This window comes from Desulfovibrio sp. MES5, assembly GCF_002237645.1.
In the GTDB taxonomy this organism is placed as follows: domain Bacteria; phylum Desulfobacterota; class Desulfovibrionia; order Desulfovibrionales; family Desulfovibrionaceae; genus Desulfovibrio.
Genome location: NZ_MJUZ01000010.1, coordinates 1 through 20,589, shown reverse-complemented (window position 1 = coordinate 20,589; position 20,589 = coordinate 1). Strand labels below are relative to the sequence as shown.

The window sequence follows — 20,589 nt, the reverse complement described above, 5'->3', positions numbered from 1 at the left end:
GGCGGGAGAGGCTGCGGCTCTGACCCGGAGCGACGTAAATTTTGAAAAACCGTGCTCACCGGGCACCCGCAAAGGCGCCCTCCTGAATATGCGGAGTACAGGAGCGGCAGACATCATGCCTGATTTGTAGGCGCGCAAAAGGGCTTTGTAAAGCAAAAAGTCTGTTGACGCCTGCAGGGCCATTGTCTAGTTAGAGGAGGGCAATGCCGCCTTCAGGACGGCGCAGTCCATGTGGCCGCCGGGCGGCACAATCATGCGGCTGCCAGCCCGGACACGTTCGGGCCGATGTCTGGCGCTTTTCGCCATTGTTTCCATCAGGCTTTTTGTGGAGGATGTGACCAATGCTTTTGACTCTTGCGATCTATCTTGCATGTGGCGCAGTGGCCGGGGTGCTGGCCGGACTCTTGGGCGTGGGCGGGGGCATTGTGCTGGTACCCATGATGGTGGCCATATTTCCCACTGTCGGCGTGCCTGCCGAATACGTGCAGCAAATGGCATTGGGCACGTCCCTTGCCAGCATCATGATCACCTCCATTTCCAGCGCCCGCGCCCACAACAAGCGCGGAGCCGTGCACTGGGACATCTTCCGCAACATTACGCCGGGCATCCTCCTTGGCACGTTTGTGGGCGGCCTTATCGCCACGCACATGCCCACGCTTGCCCTCAAGATCATCTTCATCTGTTTTCTGCTGGTGGTGTCTGTCCAGATGCTCTCCGGCTACCGGCCTCCGGCCACCCGCAACATGCCCGGCTTTGTCGGCACGTCTGGCGTGGGCATGGGCATTGGCCTTATTTCAAGCTTTGTGGGCATTGGCGGCGGCACGCTCTCCGTGCCCTTCATGTCGTCCTGCAACGTGCCCCTGCACCACGCCGTGGGCACCTCGGCCGCCATTGGCTTTCCCATCGCGGTGGCGGGAACGCTGGGCTTCATTGTGGGCGGTTGGGGCCGACCGGACCTTCCCACGATGACCCTGGGCTTTGTAAACCTGTGGGCCTTGCTGGGCATAGCCTCGGCCAGTTTTCTCACCGCGCCCCTCGGCGTCAAGCTGTCGCACGCCCTGCCCGCCGACAAACTTAAGCGCGGCTTTGCCTGCTTTCTGGTTATCGTGGCGGCCAAAATGGCCTGGGGATTGCTGTAAACCACAATTGCTGTCAAGATAAAAACATGAAACTCTATTCCTACAACCACAAACTGGCCGAATCAGTCTGGTGGAACCTCTTTCTACTGACCCTGGGCGGCCTGCTCATGACCATCTGCATCCAGAGTGTTGCAGCGCCCCACGATTTTCTCGCCGGGGGCATCATGGGCGTGGCCCTGCTCACCAACTACTGGACAGGAACCCTCACCCCGCTTGTATGGTACGCCCTGATTTGCGTGCCCATTTATACTTTCGGCTGGTTTTTTGTCGGAAAACGCTTTCTTCTCTACACGGCTTACGGCACCCTGTGCACAACGGTCTTTGGCTTTTTCATCAACTTCACCATCCCGTTGCAAAGCGAACTGTATGCTGCGGTGGTGGGCGGCGTGCTGCACGGCACCGCCGGGGGCCTGATGCTGCGGACCCTTGGCAGCGGCGGCGGCACGGACGTTATCGCCGTGGTGCTCAAGGAACGCTGGAATTTTTCCATCGGGCAGTTCAACGTCATTTTCAATGGCCTGCTTTTTCTGTTGGGGGCCTACCGCCTGCCCTTTGATCTTATTGTGGCCTCGATGATCATGATGTTCATCTCGTCCAACGCGCTTGAGTACGTGCTGGGCATGTTCAACCGGCGCAAACTGGTCTTCATCATTTCCGACCATGGCGAGGAAATCAGCGAGGCCATCCTGGTGACGGAACGCTTCGGGGCAACCATGCTGCGGGGCAAGGGAGCCTACTCCGGCTCTGACCGCGAAATCCTGCTCACCGTCACCAACAATATTGCCCTCAAACGACTGGAAAACCTTGTCTTCAGCATTGACCGCAACGCTCTTTTCATTGTTGAAAACACCTTTTACGTTTCCGGCGGGCAGTTCGCACGCAGGAGCAGGTAGGAGCAGCACATGGCGCCAGCCGCATCCGCTCCAGATTCCCTCCCTGAAGGCAGAGAACCGCAGACGCTGGCCATCAGGGCCAGAAGCATCGTCACCCTGGCGGGCGAAGACCCGGCCAGAGGCGCGCGCCTGTTCGCCCCCCTGAAAAAAATCGACAATGCCGTGCTCATCGTACGTGACGGCATGGTGGAAGAGGTACGCCCCTGGTCGGCAGGGGCGGCCCCCGCAGGCGCGCTGGTGCGCGATCTCGGCCCGGTGTGTCTGGCCCCCGCCTGCGTCAACGCCCACACCCATCTGGAACTTTCGCATCTGGCGGAGCGCACCCGCTGGGGCAAAGGGTTCACGCCCTGGCTGCAAAGCCTCATTCCCCTGCTGCGTGAAACCCCGGACCCGCTGGCGGCTGAAAACGCCTGCGCCCATATGGCGGGCACAGGAACCCTGTACGCGGGCAACATCACCGGTTCCCTGCCCGGCGGCCTGCTGCTGGCGGACGCCGCCAGCCGTGAAGCCGGGCTTGCCGTGAACCACTTTTGCGAATGGTTCGGCTTTGGCGCGCCCTTTGCCGACGGCGTGCGCCCCTGGCCGCCCCGCTGCCGTGAAGCGCTGGAAGACGATCCTTTTCTGGCTGCCCGCTGTGCCCCAGGCGGGCACTCCCTCTACTCCACCGGGCCGGACATCCTGCGCGCCGCCAAACAGGACTGCGCCCGCATGGGACGCATTTTCAGCTTTCACCTGGCCGAATCGCCGGAAGAAACGCAACTGCTCACCACGGGCGACGGCCCCCTGCGCCAGTGCTACGAATCTGTAGTGCTGCCTGCGGACTGGCAGGCCCCAGGGCTGCGTCCCCTGGCCTATGCCTTCAAGCTGGGGCTTCTGGATGCGGGAACCCTGGCCGTGCACGGCACGCAACTGGACGCGCAGGAAGTGGAAGTGCTGGCCGCCAGCGGCGCGGCCCTGTGCCTGTGCCCGCGCTCCAACCGCAACCTTGGGCTGGGCGTGCCCCCTGTGCGCGACCTGCTTGAAAGCGGCTGCCTGCTCTGCCTCGGCACCGACGGCCTGACCAGCAACCGCGACCTTGACGTGCGGCAGGAAGCCGTATGGCTGCGTGAACATCTTGATGTGCCCCCCGAAGCCCTGGTGCGCCTCATGACGATTAACGGGGCGGAGGCCCTCAACATGCTCCAAAGCGGCGCGGGCCGCCTGGAACCGGGAAGTCCTGCGGACTTCTGCGTTCTGCCCGAAGCCCTCACCTACTGAGTCCGTGCCGGACACAGCGCCCCTACGACCATAAGAGCAGACCAACCTTGAAATGCCTTGCAATGCAGGGGCGTCATTCTGCCGATTAGCGCGCATTTCGGCAGAGTCCACGTCACGTTGCGACACGTTGCGCCGCGCTATCCTCTCGTGCAGATCAGGGCATGTGACCACTTTTCAAGGGCGACAGCTCTGAGGGCTTTTTGCCAGCCACATACCCTTCTCTATATTTGCTGAACCGACTCCAAACCCAATGACTGTGGGAACAAACAGGTTTCACCGTGTTTTTTGTCACAACTTTTCAGCATTCCCGTTTTTGCCCGCCCACAGGCGTTTTCGCCGCCATTTGGGGTCGGGATGACAGGGCCGTTTTGAGAATTCCCACTTCTCAGGTCAATAAAGTTATTGTCATCATAAAATCTTGCTGGCAGTATTCGCGCATCCCAGATTTGTACGGTTACATCTCCTGAGGCCATTGCTGTGCAGTGGCCCCGGCGGCGTCTGCCGCCTGTCATCAACCTGCGCCAAGAAGGAAAACATGAGCGAGGAATTACTGGACTGGAAAGAAGCCATGACCCGTGTGCTCGACAAGCGCGACCTCTATGTCAAACTGTTGGGCAAGTTCATTGAGACGGAACGCGACACACCTGACAAGGTGGGCGTGGCCCTGAAAAACGGCAACGCGGAAGAGGCCCGGCAACTGGTGCACAGCACCAAGGGTGCCGCCGCCAACCTTGGGGCCAAGGCATTGGCCTCCGCTGCGCTGGAACTGGAAATGGCCATCAAGGCCGGGGCGGATACAAGCCGTGCTCTCAGCCATTTCAGCACCACCGTTATGGAAACCCTCGTGACCATGCACGCCTTCATGACCCAGTAGTCCTGGCGTAGAATACCGACACGAAGCAAAGCCCGCTCCGCCGTTTTCGGCAGGAGCGGGCTTTTGTTGTGCAGGCGCGTTAAGCAGACACCGTCTACGAAGGCGTGATGCCAGTAAGACTGTCTCTGCCACCCTTTTCAGACCAGAAAATTCTTATAATACAGTAAACCCCAACAAAAGTTTTAGGGGGAGGGGGTGTGGGGGAGGGACCCTTTTACAAAAGGGGCCCACACCCACAAAGCGTTCCAACGTAACACTACCCTAGCCTTCGGCAAGGCGCGCCTAACTTTCTATCCTGAAAAAGCGCAGCCGCAGGGCGTTGGTCACCACAGAGACGGAAGAGAGGGCCATGGCCGTGCCCGCTATCATGGGCGAAAGCATGGGCCCGCCGAAAACGTGCAGCAAACCCGCCGCCACTGGCAGCCCAAGGACGTTGTAGCCAAAGGCCCAGAACAGGTTTTGCCGGATATTGCGCATGGTGGCGCGCGAAAGCGCCAGGGCCGTCAAAACGGCTTCCATGCCGCCGCGCATGAGCACGATATCCCCGGCTTCGGCGCTGACGTCCACTCCCGTGCCCACAGCCATGCCCACATTGGCCAGGGCGAGAGCGGGCGCGTCGTTGATGCCGTCTCCCACCATGCCTACCACATGCCCCTGCTCCTGCAGGCGGCGTACATAGTCGGCCTTTTCTGCGGGCAGAAGCCCGGCGGCCACTTCGTCCACGCCGACCTTGGCCGCGACGGCTCTGGCGGTGCGCTCATTGTCGCCCGTGAGCATAACCACGCGCACGCCCATCTGTTGCAGACGGGCCACCACTGAGGGCGATTCGGGACGGATGGCGTCCGCCAGGGCCAGAATGCCCGCCAGACGGGCCTCTTCCCCACGGCCAAGGGCCAGCAGCAGGGGCGTTTGCCCAGCCTCGGCCAGCACAGCCAGCTTGCTGGCGATGTCATCGGAAACCGCAAGCCCGTATTCCTTCATAAAGGCGCGGTTGCCCACGGCCACGTGACGGGGCACGTCAGCGCAAAAAACGTCGCCCGCTATGCCCATGCCGGGCGCAACCACCACGTCCTCGACGCGGCAGGCGGGCAGCTTGCGGTCGTGCCCGGCCTTGATCAGGGCCTGAGCCAGGGGATGTTCGGACCGGGCCTCAAGAGCGGCCGCAAGGGACAGCAGGCCGTTTTCATCCAGCCCCTCCGCCCCTTCCAGCAGGGTTACGCTCGTAAGCACGGGCTTGCCCGTGGTGAGGGTTCCGGTTTTGTCCACGGCAAGAACGTTGATGTGCCCGGCCTGCTCAAGAGCCGCGCCGTTTTTGATAAGCACGCCAAGCTGCGCCCCGCGTCCTGTGCCCACCATGATGGACATGGGCGTCGCCAGCCCCATGGCGCAGGGGCAGGCCATAACCAGCACGGCCACAAAGACGGTGAGCGGCGTTGTGATTGGCTCGGAACTGAACACCAGCCAGGCCAGGGCGGCCAGCACGGCATAGAGCATGACGGCGGGCACGAAGTAGTAGCTGACGCGGTCTGCCAGACGGGCGATGGGGGCCTTGCTGCCCTGCGCTTCGCGCACCAGACGGATGATGCGCGCAAGCCGCGTGTTGCGGCCCACGGCGTCGGCCCGCAGGGTGAGCGAACCTTCGCCATTGACGCTGCCAGCCACCAGCTTGTCGCCGGGGCCGACTGCAACGGGGATGGATTCGCCTGTGAGCAGGGAAAGGTCCACGGCGCTTTTGCCCGTGAGCACTTCGCCGTCCACAGGCACACGTCCGCCGGGCCTGAGCAGCAGATGGTCGCCAGCCTTCAGGGCCGACACCGCGACTTCCTGAGGCGGCAGGGCTTCATTGGCCGGATCAAGCCGCAGGGCCGTTTCCGGCGTGAGGCTCATGAGCGCGCCCATGGCGTCGCCAGCCTTGCGCTTGGCCGTGGCTTCAAGAAACTGGCCCAGTTCTATCATGGTCAGCAGCACTGCCGCCGACTCATAATACAGATTCATGGCCCGCGTCACAGGGTCAACGCCCATGAGGCCAAGAATGGTATTCACAAGGCTGTAGATGAAGGCAGCGCCCGTGCCCACGGCCACAAGGCTGTCCATGGCCGGAGCCTTGCGCAGCAGCGCGCGGATGCCGTCCACATAAAAATGCCGTCCAAGCCAGACAATGGGCAGACTCAGAAAAAGCTGTATGAGCATAAAGGTGCGCGGCGCGGCATGGGGATCCATCCAGTGCGGCAGGTTGAGCCCCATCATGTGCCCCATAGACACCACAAGCAGGGGCACAGCAAAGCAGACCATGGGCACAAGACGGCCCAGGCGCTGGCGTGAATCCTTGAGCGCTTTGGCCTTGTTTTCGGCAAACTCGGCTGATGCGTCGTCATCAACAGCAGGAGTGGCGCTGAAGCCCAGCGTGGCCACGCGGTCCATGATCTCGTGCTGCACCGCATCTTCATGGCCAGGACTGGCCCACACCTCCGCCTTGGCAGTGGCAAGGTTGACGCTGATTTTTTCCACACCTTCCATACGTCCGACCACACGCTCGATGCGGGACGAGCAGGCCGCGCAGTGCATTCCCCCTATGTCGAATTTCAGGGGGCATGCCTCGTTGGCGGCGTCATTTTGCGCATTGGCCTCGCTCATGTTTTCCTCCGGCTTGTCATTTACCAGGGTGGCGCGTAAACTCGCGGCACTGCGAAATTGAAAATGGATTCCCAAGGAGGATACGATGAAAAGCCTGAAAGTCAATGGTATGCGTTGCGGCCACTGCAAGAGCGCTGTGGAAGAAGCTGCTGGCAAAATTCCCGGCGTGAAGAATCCGCTGGTGGATCTGGACGAAAAGGTTCTGCGTTACGAAGAAGACGGCCCGGTGGATATGGAGGCCCTGCGCACAGCCATAAGCAACATCGGCTTCGATCCCGAATAGGCGGCCCGCTTCGGAAAAATCCCGGCCCAGCCCATCAGGGCCAACGCCTGGCGTTCCAGAGGGAGCCATCGGCGCTGGCCCTTTCTTTATATCGCCCGCAACGTCCCGGTATCTTGCCGTTTGCGCCCGAATGCCGTAGTGATATAAGCCAATGTTCCATCTGGCCCGCAGACAACCCCACAGCACTATGCAGGCATACAAAACGCTTTTTCTGAACCGACTCCAGCGCAGGGGCAGACTCCTGACAGGCAAGGGCCTTATGGGCCTGTTCTTGTGCTGCGCTCTTTTCTGCCTTGCGGGCACGGCCCTGGCGCAGGAGGGCTTTCCCCTGGATTTCACCGTGATCCGCCTGGGCGAAGGCCCACGCACCGTGCTGGTGGTGGGGGGCATTCAGGGCGATGAGCCGGGGGGTTTTTCCGCCGCTACGCTGCTGACCACCCACTACCGCATGGAAAACGGCAGCGTGTGGGTGGTGCCCAATCTAAATTTTCCCAGTATTATCAAGCGCTCGCGCGGTCTGTACGGGGATATGAACCGCAAGTTCGCCCGTCTGGACGAAGCAGACCCCGAATTTGCCACAGTGCGGCGCATTCAGGAACTCATAGACCACCCGCAGGTGGGCCTTGTGCTCAACCTGCATGACGGCAGCGGCTACTATCGCCACAAGTACGAAGACAAGCTGCGCAATCCCGCCCGTTGGGGACAGTCGGTCATCATTGACCAGTCGGAACTGCCGGGAGTCTTCATGGGCGCGCTGGAGGACGAGGCCGACAAAGCCGCAGACGCCGCCAACAAGGCGCTCATGCAGGCCGGGCACCGTCTGCACGTCCACAACACCAATACCGCCGCGGGCGACCGCGAGATGGAAAAGAGCCTTTCCTATTACGCCGTGCGCCGTGGCAAAGCCGCCTTCGGCCTTGAGGCCAGCAAGGAATTTTCCGTCGAGCTGCGCGCCTATTATCATTTATTGATGGTCGAGTCCTTTCTGCGGCAGGCGGGCGTGGACTTCAGCCGCGCCTTTGCCCTCACGCCCGAAGGGGTACGCGGAGCGCTGCAGGACAACCTTGCCGTCTCCTTTGCCGATAACCGCGTTTTTCTTCCGCTTGAAGACGCCCGCCCGGCCATCAACTATCTGCCCCTGCCCAGAAGCGGCCCGGCGCAGGCCGTGCCCACCAAGCCGATCATGGCGGTGCTGCCCTGCGCCCAGGGCGGCGAGGGCCAGCTTTGCGTGCATTACGGCAACCGCATGCTGACGCTCATACGCCCCGAATGGCGCGAGGTGGACAGCAGCCTCGACGCCGTGCCCGTAAAAGCGGACGGCCAGGACAAGCTGGTTTCCTTCGGGCAGGTGCTGTATGTTGCCGATTCCTTCCAGGTGCGGCCACTGGACGGCTACAGGGTCAACGCCATTGGCTTTGACAACGGACAGCCCGACGAGGCTGGCGTGGAACTGCGCCTCAAGGACTTCATGTCGCGCTTTTCTGTGGACAAGCAGGGCAGACTGTTCCGGGTCGAAGTTTACCGCAATCAACTTTTCAGCGGCATGTTTCTGGTTTATTTTGATAATGGCAGGCAAAACAGCCCCAACAGACCACGTATGGCCCGTAACGCTACTGCCCTGCCCGACCGCCCTGGCCCGGAATCGTCCCTGGGCTTCTGAGAACAAGAATGTCTGAAAAAATTTCCATTTGCGTGGCAGGCGGCGGCAGCTGGGGCACGGCCTTGGGGCATCTTCTGGCCCGTGGCGGGCACCATGTCTGCCTCTGGATGCGGAACGCCTCCGTGGCTGCGGCCGTCAACGAACGGCACGAAAACCCCCGTTACCTGCCGGGCCTGCCTCTTGACGAGCGGCTTGTGGCCACCACAGACCCGACGGCCCTGGACCGCCCGCTGGTCGTGCTGGCCGTGCCCTGCCAGCAGTTGCGCGGCTGGCTCACGGAACACGCCCGCCACTTTCAGCCCAGGGCCATACTTGTCAACGCGGCCAAGGGCATTGAAACCGGATCGCTGGCCACCTGCGCGGAAATGACCGCCCAGACCCTCGGGCACCTGAACCCCCGCTATGCTGTGCTGTCCGGCCCCTCCTTTGCGGCGGACGTATTGCGCGACCTGCCCACGGCCGTTGTCATGGCCGCCTACGATGAGGCCCTTGGCTGCTATCTGCGCGACATTTTTTCCGGCCCCGCCTTTCGCTGTTACTCCAGCACGGACGTCACGGGCGTGGAAATGGGCGGCGCGCTCAAAAACGTCATGGCCATTGCCGCTGGCACCTGCGACGGGCTGGGGCTGGGGGCCAACAGCCGCGCGGCCCTCATCACACGGGGACTGGCTGAAATGAGCCGCCTTGGGGTGGCCCGTGGCGCGCAGGCCCACACCTTTATGGGCCTCTCGGGTCTAGGCGACCTCACCCTTACCTGCACCGACGATCTTTCCCGCAACCGACAGGTGGGGCTGCGCCTTGGCCGTGGAGAAAAACTCGACCACATTACGCAAAGCCTCGGCATGGTGGCAGAAGGCGTCAAAACCACGGCAGCCATTTATGACATGGCGCTAAAACTTGGCGTGGACGCGCCCCTGACAAGTGCGGTACACAGTATCCTGTATGAAGGGCAAAGCCCGCAGGCCGCCTTGCGCGACCTTATGAGCAGAACGCTGCGCGAAGAATAGGCCCAGATCGCGGCGCGAAAAACAAGCGCGAGCAGCGGTGCGTAAAAAGGACCGGACACAGATCGAAAAACAGGGGCAGAACGCGGCGCAGCCTGCCGCCACCCGCATTTTCCAGCTGACGGACGCTCCCTTGCCCGACCTGCGCGGGCGACGCTCCATACCCAAACCTGCGCGCGGGCTGCGTCGGGCCAGCACTGCCCATCCTTGCTGTTCCCCTGTCCGACTGATTGCCCGACAGTCGGCGCCCCGGCATCCCGTGTTGACGGCCCGGCCAGTTTCAGTCTGTAACGTTGAAGCAAGGCCGAAATCTTTTGGCGCAGCCCGTGGGTCGCGGCAGTCGTCGCCCGAAACCTTCTGACTCTGTGCAACACTGCACTGAGAGACTGCACCACAACTCTTGCAGTCTGTACGGCCATTGTTGGAGCAAGTGCACTTTGAAATTGCCCGACAGGCTTCAGTCACGCGACTGCAGGACATGACGCTCACCCGTAACCGCCCGGACGCACGCCGCGCAAACCAGGCTTGGCGGCCTGTTTTCAAGATCGCCACGCCCCGGGTTACACCCGGCTTTGCGCCGCAGGTTATTGATCACCCCGCGCAGGACGGGGACATTTGCCCACGATTCCCATATCCGGCTCCCAGTTCCCGGCTTGCAGCCCAACTTTCCGTCCCGGCGCGCAGATCCGCCTTACAGCTTCGGTTCACAGATCCGGCCTCCGGATTTCCCATAGCGCACGGTTGACCCGCCTTCACCCTGTTCACACGATTAACGCCTTTCTGCCTCTTTTCCGCCCCTGCCCTCTGCACTCGACGCCGTCAAACACTCCGTCTCAGGGCCCCAAAAGTCCCCTGTTTTTCCAGTGAATAAATAAATCACATGCGGCTTTCGGCACAAAAACGTGCAATTTGCCAAAAATTTTATAGTAACACGAAAATTTTTATCAGGCATAAATTACCTGCGTCACAAAATTTTGCAGAATTGCGACAAAAATTTTTTGCGTGACCAGATGTTATTGAAGCACATGGAGTAATCCATACTTGTTTGATTAAACAGTTAATTGCATTGCATATTAGATTGATTAACCACCCATCACACAAATTACAGCACTTCAAACTACTGCCAGACTGCTGTGAATTATTACACATATTGTAAATAGACGCGCAAAACCTGCGCCAAACCTGCGCAAACTGGCATAACCTCCTAACTTTTAGTGAAATAATCGCCACTTGCACAGAGTGGCGAAGTGAGATAAGGCTGTTAACACTCCTTTTACTATTTTTTTCACGATTTGGTATAGATGTGATACCGCATCGAAAAGAGGCGTAGATGGGGCCAAGCACGGTGCTGGCCTGAAAGACCCGCAAACTACGGGGCGAATTATGACGGAATCATTGTTCTCGGCTGGCGGCCGGCTTGTGCCGCTTCTGGTGGGTATGGCCCTCATGCTGTATGCTGCGGTTCAAGCCGTACGCCAGCGTCAGGACCCTCGCCGCCTGATCCTCTGGGGCGCCCTGCACGACGCGGGCATTGTCTGCCTGGGGCTCGGCGCGGCTACCGCCATCGGCGCCACCGGCCTGTGGCTCTTCATACTTTTTCAGGTCGCGACACGCGGCCTGGCGTGGACGGCCCTGGGCCGTCTCACCTCGGCATGCCGCACGGGAGCCGCGTGTAGCCAAGGGCCCGTCCAGGCATCACGCCTGAGCGGTTCCGGCCAACGGCACCCCTGGACGGCTGCCCTGTTCGCCCTGGGTTTGCTGGCATCGGTGGGCGGCTCGCCCTTCCTGCTGCCCGAAGCCCGCCTCTTCATCAATGCCGCTGTTCTTGAAGCCATACCAGGCGGGCTCACCGGCCTGCTGGTCATGGCCCTGGCCACCACGGTCTTCATCTGGCTGTACGTCAACACTGTGCGCCAGGTCGTGCTGGAAGACGCGCCGGAAGATTCCCCCACGATCCTTGGCCCCATGCGCGGCAAAGCCGGTCTGATGATCGGTCTGGCCGTGGCCGTAGGCTTTATGGGCGTCTTTCGTGGCCCGCTGACCAGTCTTATCGGCGGCCAGTACGGCTTTGTGGCGCCGCATTCCCCTGTGCACCCGGCCTACTGGTGTTACTACCTTGGCGCTTTTGCCGTTGGCGGGGCTTTTCTGCTCCGCTTGCGCGTAGCGCCCCTTGTGGGAACGGCCTTTGCGGCACTGGCGCTCGTCACCGTGATTATTGCGGACGCTCCGGCCACGGCCAGGTTGTTCCTTACCATGATCAGCCTTGTGGCTCTTGTGGTCTGCGTTTACTCGCAGGGCTACATCCACGGGCGGCATCAGGGGCGCTACTGGTTCTTCCTGCTGCTCACCTTCGGTTCCCTGGCGGGCATAGTTTCCAGCACGGACGCGTCCGGCCTTTACGGCTACTGGGAACTCATGACCTTCGCCTCCTACTTTCTGGTGGTGCATGAAGGGCGGCGCAGCGCTTTTGACGCTGGCCTGAAATACTACGTCATGTGCGCGGGCGGCGCGCTTTTCATGCTGCCCGGCCTGCTTATGCTGGGCGAGGGCTTTATGCCCACCCCTGTCGTTCAGACAGCCTTTGTGCTTTGTCTGTTGGGCTTCGGCGTCAAGGCCGGTCTTGTGCCCCTGCACTCCTGGCTGCCTGACGCCCACCCCGCCGCGCCGTCCTCCGTGTCGGCCCCCCTTTCGGGCATCATTACCAAGATGGGCATTTTCGGCATTGTGGTCGTGCTGCTCATGCGGCCCATGGTCAGCACTCTGCCCGGCCTGTTCGGCCTTTCTTGGCTCGGCACGGGGCTGGTCTTCACGGGCGCTGCCACCCTGGTTCTTGGCGAAGTCATGGCCCTGCGCCAGGACGACATCAAACGCATGCTGGCCTACTCCACTCTGGGGCAGCTCGGTGAAATAGCGCTGGTGCTCGGCATCGGCACGTGGCTTTCCACCACGGGCGCGCTGTGGCACATGTTCAACCACGCCATCATGAAGGACCTGCTCTTCCTTGGCGCTGGCGCGCTCATCATGCGCAGCGGCAGCCGCAAGCTCAGCGACCTGCGCGGCCTTGGCCGCCAGATGCCCTTTACCGTGGCCTGCATGGGCGTTGGGCTTGTGAGCATTATGGGCCTGCCGCCCTTTGGCGCTTTTTACAGCAAATTCCTGATGATACAGGCCGCCACCGAAGCCGGACAGGTCTGGCTGGCCGCGCTTATTCTCGGCGGTTCCCTGGTGGGCCTTGTCTACTACACCCGCATACTCAAAACCCTGATATTTGAAGAACGCCCCGACTATCTGCCCACGGTCACGGAGGCACCTGTCACCATGCGCGTGGGCATGGGCGTGCTGGCGGCCCTGTGCGTGCTGCTTGGCCTTGCGCCGCAGCTCGCCATGCAGCTTGTGGCCCCTGTGGCTTCGCTGGCCTTTGCGCCCAACCCGCAGGACGCAGGCGTTCTGCTGGCCATGCACGTCAACTGGCCCATCTATGTGGTCGTGCCCGTGTTCGGCGCTCTGCTGCCCGCCCTCTTCTACAAGAACCGCGTCATGGCGGGCAAGGTCAGCGTGGGCGTGCTGCTCACAACGGCCCTGCTGGTCGTCCTGTTCGGACGCGGCCTCGACACGCTTTCGTTCTGCTTTGCCCTCATCGTTCCCCTGCTGGGCGCGGTGAACATGAGCTACGCTCTGGGCTATATGGAGCACAGCCACACGCAGTGGCGTTTCTACTGCGCCTTTACCGCCATGTGCGGGGGCCTCGTGGGCATGGCGTCCAGCCAGTATCTGCTGAGCTTCTTCCTGTTCTGGGAAATCATGAGCTCGTGGACGCTCTATCTGGCCATCGCGCACGAAGGCGACAAGGCCTCGCTGCGTGAAGCCTTCAAGTACTTTATCTTCAACGTCTTTGGCGCGGGCTTCATCTTTGTGGGCCTGTGCGTCATCGGACCCTTCACGCCCTTTACCTCGCTGCTGCTGGCCGGCATGGTGCCCAACCTGTCCACCGGGGCCGCCTGGTTCGGCATGGCCCTGCTGGCTGCGGGCTTTGTGATGAAGGCCGCGCAGCTGCCCTTCCGCATTGACTGGCAGATGCACCCCGCGCTGGCCCCCACGCCCGTGTCCGGCTACATTTCCTCCGTACTGCTGAAGAGCGCCATTCTCGGCCTTATCAAGCTCTTTATGCTGCTGGGCGGCGGCTTTGCCGTCGCGGGCATACTGGGCGGGTTTGAACAGAGCTCCATCAGCGTGACGGTCATGTGGATCGGCGGCGTCACCATCATCATGGCCGCCATTCAGGCCCTGCGCAGCAACGGCCTCAAGCTTATCTTCATCTACTCGACGGTAAGCCAGCTCGGCTACATGGTGCTGGCCGTGGCTGCGGGCGGCGCTCTCGGTTATGCGGGCGGCATGCTGCACGTCATCAACCACGTTTTCTTTAAAGACCTGCTCTTCCTTGTGTGCGGCGCCATCATGTTCGCCAGCCACAAGGAAAGCCTGAACGACCTTGGCGGCATCGGACGCAAGATGCCCTTTACCCTGGCCATGTTCGCCATAGCCGGGCTTTCGGTCATAGGCGTGCCGCCCACCAGCGGCTTCTCGTCCAAGTGGCTCATCTACCACGCCCTCATGGAAGCCGGGCAGCCCTTCCTGGCTCTGCTCTCGCTCATCGGCAGCGTGCTGACCATGGCCTATATCGCCAAGTTCCTGCATGCGGCCTTTTTGGGCCAGCCTGCGCAGGACCTTGACGATATCAAGGAAGTGCCCCGCATCATGCGCATCCCCATGGGTATTCTGGCCGCAGGCTGCGTGCTGACGGGCATCTTCCCCGGTCTCGCACTCGGCCCCATCAACTCGGTGCTGCTCGAATACGGGCTCATGCCGCTGAATGTGGGTCTTTCGGGCGTGCTTTCGGGCACTGGAGCCTGGAACGCCACGGGCATGTTCGTGATGATGGCCCTGGCCTTCACCGGCGGCTACTGGTTTGTGAAGCGCTTTACCCGCCTGCGTGAAATTGATGTGCATACCTGCGGTCTGCCGCCTGAAACGGCCACCAGCCGCATGACGCCTTCCAGCATTTACGGCGGTCTCACGCGCCTGCTCGGCGGCGATGACACGCCCAAGGAGAACCGCTCATGAGCGATACCCTGCTTGCCATACTGCACATGTGCGTCTTCCCCGGCGGGGCCTTTGCCCTGATGGTGGCCATGTTCTTCAAAGGACTTGACCGCCGTGTGGAAGCCCGCCTGCAACGCCGCGTAGGGCCGCCGCTGGTGCAGCCCTGGCTGGACATTGCCAAGCTCCTGACCAAGGAAACCCTGATCCCCAGGACAGCCTGCCGCCCGGCGTTTCTGCTGGCTCCGGTCTTCGGCTTTACGGGCATGGCCGTGTGCGCGGCCTTCATCCCCATCTCCGGGGTGTACAACGGCCTGTTCAACATGGGCGACCTGCTGGTGATCTTTTACCTTCTGCCCATCCCGGCCATGGCCATCATGCTGGGCGGGTCGGCCTCCAGTTCGCCTTACGGCGCTGTGGGCTTCTCGCGCGAAATGGTGCTCATGTTCGCGTACGAAATGCCTTTGCTCATGATATTGCTGGCCGTGGCCATGCTCACGGGCAAAACCCTGGCTGGCGGCGCATGGGGCGCGGAATTCTCGCTCTTCAAGATCGTGGCCCTGCAGCAGCAGACAGGCTCATTCGGTTTCAACCCGTCGATGATCCCGGCCTTTCTGGCCTACCTCGTCTTCCTGCCCGGCACCATGGGCGTCGTGCCCTTTGACATCCCCGAGGCGGAAACCGAAATCGTCGAAGGCCCGCTGCTTGAATACGGCGGCCCGCTGCTGGCGCTTTTTCAGATCACGTCGGCCCTCAAGACCTTCGTTGTTCTGGGGCTGGGGGTTGCGCTTTTCTTCCCCGGCACCATATCTGAATGGTGGCCGGTCAATCTGGTGTGGTTCTTGTGCAAGTGCCTCGCGCTCATGCTGGTTTCGCTCACCCTGGTCAAGTCGGCCACAGGGCGTTTCCGTATTGACCAGGCGTTTCGCTTTTATGTGACTGTGCCCGCCGTGCTCGCGCTGTGCAGTCTGATACTGGTCTGGGTGATGTAAGGAGGCCGCCGTGTCGCTGGATAATACGCTTAAAAAACTTTCCGTGCGTTCGCCGTGGCTGTTCCGCATCAACGCCGGTTCCTGCAATGGCTGCGACGTGGAGCTGGCCACCACGGCCTGTATTCCGCGTTACGACGTTGAGCGCCTGGGGTGTCGCTACTGCGGCAGCCCCCGGCACGCCGATATCGTGCTGATCACCGGCCCGCTTACCACCAGGGTGCGCGACCGCGTGCTGCGGGTGTGGGACGAAATTCCCGAACCCAAGGTGACGGTGGCCGTGGGCATCTGCCCCATATCAGGCGGGGTCTTTCGCGAGGGATATTCCATTGAAGGCCCCATCGACCGCTACCTGCCCGTGGACGTAAACGTGCCCGGCTGCCCGCCCCGGCCCCAGGCCATTCTTGAAGGCGTGGTGCTGGCCCGGTCTATCTGGCTGAAAAAACTGGGCGTGGAGGAATAATATGGCGGGCTTTCTTAAAGTCTTATTCCGCAATCTGCTTGAAGGCCCCAGCACGGATCCTTTTCCTCTGGGTGAAACCTTTACGCCCGAACGCCTGCGCGGCAAGGCCGTGGTCGACCCCAACCTGTGCATGGGCTGCGGCATCTGCCGCCACTCCTGCGCTGCGGGGGCCATCCACATCGGCCAGCTGCCCGACGGATCAGGCTTTACCATCACCATCTGGCAAAACTCGTGCTGTCTGTGCGCCTCATGCCGTCATTACTGCCCCACCGGGGCCATGAGCATCAGCACCGACTGGCATACGGCCCATGTACAGGCCGAAAAATACAACAGGCTTGAGCAGCACACCATCAAGTATGAGCCCTGCGTCGCCTGCGGCGCGCTTATGCGGCCCATCCCCAAGGTTCTGGCCGATAAGCTCTATGCCTGGAATACCGAAATTGATCCTGAGCTGACCCGCAAGCTGTGCCCCAAGTGTCGGCAGATTGAAGACGCGAAGCGCAACGCCTGTGTGCTGCCTACGGCCACTGACGACACGCCGGCGGCAACCGTCACCTCGGCAGTGCCCACCAAAGACTAGCGGCCAGGCCGCGGAGAACATATGCAAGAGACCATTCACGGCAACGCCGCAGTCATTGAGGGCCTTACCGCTCTTTGTGCCGCTGAGGACGATGCCATACATCACAGCACCGACAGCTTCGGCAACGCCTATCACTGGTTTCGCCTGGGCACCCCGCGCATGCTCACCCAGGGCGCGGAGATACTCCGCCAGGCGGACGCCCGTCTGGCCATGGTCACGGCCTATAACCGTCGCCAGCTCAGCGAACCCATGCAGGAAGTCTGTTATCACTTTGAAATTCAGGGTGTTATTTACAACATGACTGTCACCCTCAATGGAGAATGGCCCACAGTGCCCTCCATCACGCCGCTGTTCGCCAACGCGGACTGGCATGAAAGGGAAATGATGGAGCTTTACGGCATCCAGGTCATGGGGCATCCCAACCCGCGCCGCCTCTTCCTCGACGAGGAGCTGGACGCTGGCATTCTCAACGAAGCCGTGCCTCTTTCCATCATGATGAACGGGGCCTGCACCACCGACCTGTGGGAACGCATCCTCCAGGACAAGGAGAAGCGGTCATGACCAAAACCTTTACCATGCCCCTCGGCCCCGTGCATGTGGCCCTTGAAGAGCCGGTATACTTCAATCTGACTGTGGACGGCGAAATAGTGCGCCATGTGGAGCTGACCTCGGGCCATGTGCACCGTGGCATGGAGGCCATGGCCACCCAGCGCAATCTGATCAAGAACGTCACGCTCACAGAACGCGTGTGTTCCCTGTGCTCCAACAGCCATTCCTTCACCTACAGTATGGCCGTTGAAAACGTGCTGGGCATTACCATTCCTGACCGCGCGCGCTATCTGCGAGTGCTGGCGGAAGAAATCAAGCGCATTGCCTCGCATCTGTTCAACACCGCCATTCAGGCCCACATCATCGGCTTCAAGTCGCTGTTCATGCACGTCATGGAAGTGCGCGAAATGATGCAGGACCTGAAGGAAACGGTCTATGGCAACCGCATGAACCTGGCCGCCAACTGCATCGGTGGCGTCAAGTACAATGTGAACGCCGAACTCTTGGACTACATGCGCAAGATGCTGGACAAGGTCGAACCCCAGGTGGACGAAATCCGCGAGATTTACGACTCCAACAGCATGGTTCTGGCCCGTACCCGTGGCCTTGGCCTGCTGCCCAAGGAAGACGCCATCCGCCTCGGCGTGGTTGGCCCGGTGGCGCGCGGTTCGGGTCTGCATCTTGATGTGCGCAAGGATTCGCCCTATGCGGCCTATCCTGATGTGGACTTCAAAACCATTGTGGAACAGGGGTGCTGCATCCACGCTCGTACCATGGTGCGCCTGCACGAGATATTCGAATCCTTCGGCATTATCCGTCAGTGCATCGCGCGCGTGCCCGACGGCGAAGTGACGGCCCCCATGCGGCAGATCCGCACGGCCGAGGCCTGCGCCCGCTCCGAAGCGCCGCGCGGCGAGGTGTTCTACTACATCCGCACCAACGGAACGGATATGCCCGCACGGCTCAAGTGGCGCGTGCCTTCCTACATGAACTGGGAGGCCCTGGGCGTGATGATGCGTGACTGCAACGTGTCCGACGTCGCCCTGATCACCAACAGCATTGACCCCTGCGTATCCTGCACGGAACGTTAGAGTAACGTCAAAGTAAAGTTGCTCTGGGCGGTTGTCGCGCGTCAGGGCTGAAGCGGCAAAGGGTGTAGCGCATGCATGAAGCGAGTCTGGTTCAGGGGCTGCTGGACATCTGTCTGAAAGCTCTGGACGAGCATAATGCGGCGAACCCGGAAAACCGGGTGGAGCGCATAAGCAAGGTAGAATGCCAGCTTGGGCTCATCGCCTGTGTTGAGGCGCAAACCCTTGCGGCCTGCTTTGAACTCTTTGCGGAAGGCACCCCGGCCGAGGGAGCGCAACTGCTGTTGCAGACAGCGCCCCTGCCATGTCGCTGTACCGAGTGCAACCACGAATTCAGCCTGACGCAACGGCATTTCGTCTGCCCCAGTTGCGGCGGTGAAAACATCCACTTCAACGGGGGCCACGGACTTACCCTGATGGCCCTGCACGTTGCATCCGAGGAAACGGACCATGACTGAACATATCCAGGTCGTACCCGACAAATGCCGCGCCTGTCGCCGCTGTGAAGTGGCATGTATCGCCGCACACCACGGCATGAGCTTCAAGGAAGCCATGAAGCACCGCGACGAACTGGTGTCGCGCGTGCAGGTGGTAAAGGCGGACGGCTTCAAGACAACGGTGCGCTGCCACCAGTGCCCCCACGCGCCCTGCGTGAACGTTTGCCCCACAGGGGCGCTCCAGCAGGACGAAAAGGGGCGCATTATCATGCGCGTTCAGTATTGCGTGGCCTGCAAAATGTGCATTGCCGCCTGCCCCTACGGCACCATCACAATGGAAACCATCGGCATGCCGTCGGTGGACGGCGAGGACGGCGAAACCTTGGCCCAGCGGGCCCGTCGTGAAGTGGCCGTGCGTTGTGATATGTGCCGCGCCTGGCGTATGGAAAACGGCAAACGCATTACCGCCTGTATGGAAGCCTGCCCTGCTCACGCCCTTTCGCTGGTGCTGGCCGACGGCACTGTAGTGGAAATGCCCAAGCCGGAAAAGAAGGCTGTGGAGCCTGCGGCTGATGCGCCCAAGGCTGATGCTGCTCCTGCGGTTGCACCCGAAGCGCCCAAGGCTGACGCTGCTTCGGTAGCGTCCAAGATCGAAACGGCAGCAGCTGAAACACCCAAGGCTGATGCTGCACCTGTGGTTGAAACGGCTGCGGCTGAAGCGCCCAAGGCTGACGTTGTAGCCGAAGCTGCCACGGCTGTAAGTGCTCCTGAAGCGCCCGAGGCTGACGCCGCTCCTGCGGTTGCCCCTGAAACGCTCAAGGCTGACGCTGCGTTGGCGGAAGCGGCCCCAGTGGTTGAAACGGCTGCGGTTGAAGCGCCCAAGGCTGACGTTGTAGCCGAAGCTGTGGAACCCGTTGCAAAAGCCGCTTCTGATACCCAGGCCGCACAGCCTGTTGCTTCTGAAGCCAAGGCCGAAGCCAAAGAAGCTTCAAAGGGTGAAACCCAGGAATCAACCCCTGCCGAGAGCGCATCCAAGGTCGAAGCCCCTGCTGACAAAAAGCCTGCGGTTTCCACCGACAAAAAGCCTGCGGCTCCTGCGCCCAAAAAATCCGCTCCCAAGTCTGGCAAAAAAGCCAGCAAAAAGGGCGGCAAAAAATAAGTCGCCGTTGCATAATTATTGATCAGTCCCGCTCATACAAACGTATGGGCGGGACTTTTTTTATATAATCCTCACGCCTGATGGCCCGGTGAAGTGCTCTGTGAGTGGAGCTGTGCGGCAGGGACGCCGAGGAGAATAAAACCGGGGATTGTCCTTTGAAAAGTAGTTTCTGTGCCCTGCGGGCACGGCGGTTTTTCTTTTATTTGGGTTTTGGTCGCCTGCGCGGCGCGCGGCGGGGCGTCCTCACTTGATATTTCAGGGAAAGTTAAGCAGGGCCTGTCCTCTGAAGGGCGGTTTCTGTGCCCTGCGGGCACGGGGCTTTTCTTTTTCTGTTGCTTGGGCCGCCTGCGCGGCGCGCGGCAAGGCGGGGCCGGTTATGGGGCTGCGCCCCCTTCTCGGCCCCCTTGCATCCCCCCCGAAGCACCCCCCTGTTCTACCCTGACCAACAACTCCCTTCTTTCGGGGGCGGCTATGCACGAACCT

General features: G+C 61.2%; 16 protein-coding genes. 15 read left to right on the top strand and 1 reads right to left on the bottom strand.

The genetic code is table 11. From position 1 onward, the window contains the following. The first annotated feature begins 341 nt into the window (after nucleotides 1-341). From BCS36_RS03205 to BCS36_RS03190, 4 genes are all read left to right on the top strand, one after another. A complete protein-coding gene (locus BCS36_RS03205) occupies nucleotides 342-1,139 on the top strand; it encodes a sulfite exporter TauE/SafE family protein (RefSeq protein WP_291301484.1) in 798 nt (265 codons plus the stop codon). A 26-nt stretch (nucleotides 1,140-1,165) separates the two neighbouring features. Continuing rightward, nucleotides 1,166-2,032: a YitT family protein gene (locus tag BCS36_RS03200; protein WP_291301483.1), complete on the top strand. Its 867-nt coding sequence runs from the start codon at nucleotides 1,166-1,168 to the stop codon at nucleotides 2,030-2,032. Nucleotides 2,033-2,041: 9 nt separating this feature from the next. Further along, a complete protein-coding gene (locus tag BCS36_RS03195) occupies nucleotides 2,042-3,289 on the top strand; it encodes an amidohydrolase family protein (protein ID WP_291301482.1) in 1,248 nt (415 codons plus the stop codon). 535 nt (nucleotides 3,290-3,824) lie between these two features. Beyond that, the gene (locus BCS36_RS03190; RefSeq protein WP_291301481.1) at nucleotides 3,825-4,163 is read left to right on the top strand and encodes an Hpt domain-containing protein; all 339 of its coding nucleotides are present in this window, start codon (nucleotides 3,825-3,827) and stop codon (nucleotides 4,161-4,163) included. A gap of 282 nt (nucleotides 4,164-4,445) precedes the next feature. On the opposite strand, the gene BCS36_RS03185 is transcribed toward BCS36_RS03190, so the two are convergent. Next, nucleotides 4,446-6,797, bottom strand: a complete 2,352-nt coding sequence (locus BCS36_RS03185) for a heavy metal translocating P-type ATPase (protein ID WP_291301480.1) — start codon at nucleotides 6,795-6,797, stop codon at nucleotides 4,446-4,448. Between the two features lie 85 nt (nucleotides 6,798-6,882). Between BCS36_RS03185 and BCS36_RS03180 the strand changes: the two genes are divergently transcribed. From BCS36_RS03180 to BCS36_RS03130, 11 genes are all read left to right on the top strand, one after another. Further along, entirely contained in the window at nucleotides 6,883-7,080 is a 198-nt protein-coding gene (locus tag BCS36_RS03180) for a heavy-metal-associated domain-containing protein (protein WP_291301479.1), read from the top strand. Nucleotides 7,081-7,267: 187 nt separating this feature from the next. Continuing rightward, complete coding sequence (locus BCS36_RS03175; protein WP_291301478.1) at nucleotides 7,268-8,740, top strand: M14 family metallopeptidase; 1,473 nt, start codon at nucleotides 7,268-7,270, stop codon at nucleotides 8,738-8,740. Between the two features lie 8 nt (nucleotides 8,741-8,748). After that, nucleotides 8,749-9,747 (top strand): NAD(P)H-dependent glycerol-3-phosphate dehydrogenase, encoded by a 999-nt coding sequence (locus BCS36_RS03170; protein ID WP_291301477.1) that lies wholly within the window; start codon nucleotides 8,749-8,751, stop codon nucleotides 9,745-9,747. A gap of 1,380 nt (nucleotides 9,748-11,127) precedes the next feature. Further along, entirely contained in the window at nucleotides 11,128-14,865 is a 3,738-nt protein-coding gene (locus tag BCS36_RS03165; protein WP_291301476.1) for a proton-conducting transporter membrane subunit, read from the top strand. Further along, the gene (locus BCS36_RS03160; RefSeq protein WP_291301475.1) at nucleotides 14,862-15,833 is read left to right on the top strand and encodes a respiratory chain complex I subunit 1 family protein; all 972 of its coding nucleotides are present in this window, start codon (nucleotides 14,862-14,864) and stop codon (nucleotides 15,831-15,833) included. The genes BCS36_RS03165 and BCS36_RS03160 overlap by 4 nt, the downstream gene beginning before the upstream one ends. 10 nt (nucleotides 15,834-15,843) lie before the next feature. Then, nucleotides 15,844-16,293, top strand: a complete 450-nt coding sequence (locus BCS36_RS03155) for an NADH-quinone oxidoreductase subunit B family protein (protein ID WP_291301474.1) — start codon at nucleotides 15,844-15,846, stop codon at nucleotides 16,291-16,293. Nucleotide 16,294: 1 nt separating this feature from the next. Beyond that, nucleotides 16,295-16,873 (top strand): hydrogenase, encoded by a 579-nt coding sequence (locus BCS36_RS03150; protein WP_291301473.1) that lies wholly within the window; start codon nucleotides 16,295-16,297, stop codon nucleotides 16,871-16,873. 21 nt (nucleotides 16,874-16,894) lie between these two features. Further along, entirely contained in the window at nucleotides 16,895-17,434 is a 540-nt protein-coding gene (locus BCS36_RS03145; RefSeq protein WP_291301472.1) for an NADH-quinone oxidoreductase subunit C, read from the top strand. Beyond that, the gene (locus BCS36_RS03140) at nucleotides 17,431-18,513 is read left to right on the top strand and encodes a nickel-dependent hydrogenase large subunit (RefSeq protein WP_291301471.1); all 1,083 of its coding nucleotides are present in this window, start codon (nucleotides 17,431-17,433) and stop codon (nucleotides 18,511-18,513) included. Before BCS36_RS03145 ends, BCS36_RS03140 begins: the two co-directional genes overlap by 4 nt. A gap of 71 nt (nucleotides 18,514-18,584) precedes the next feature. Next, entirely contained in the window at nucleotides 18,585-18,968 is a 384-nt protein-coding gene (locus BCS36_RS03135) for a hydrogenase maturation nickel metallochaperone HypA (protein ID WP_291301470.1), read from the top strand. Next, nucleotides 18,961-20,106, top strand: coding sequence for a 4Fe-4S dicluster domain-containing protein (locus tag BCS36_RS03130; RefSeq protein WP_291301469.1), 1,146 nt, complete (start codon nucleotides 18,961-18,963; stop codon nucleotides 20,104-20,106). Before BCS36_RS03135 ends, BCS36_RS03130 begins: the two co-directional genes overlap by 8 nt. The last annotated feature ends 483 nt before the right edge of the window (nucleotides 20,107-20,589 follow it).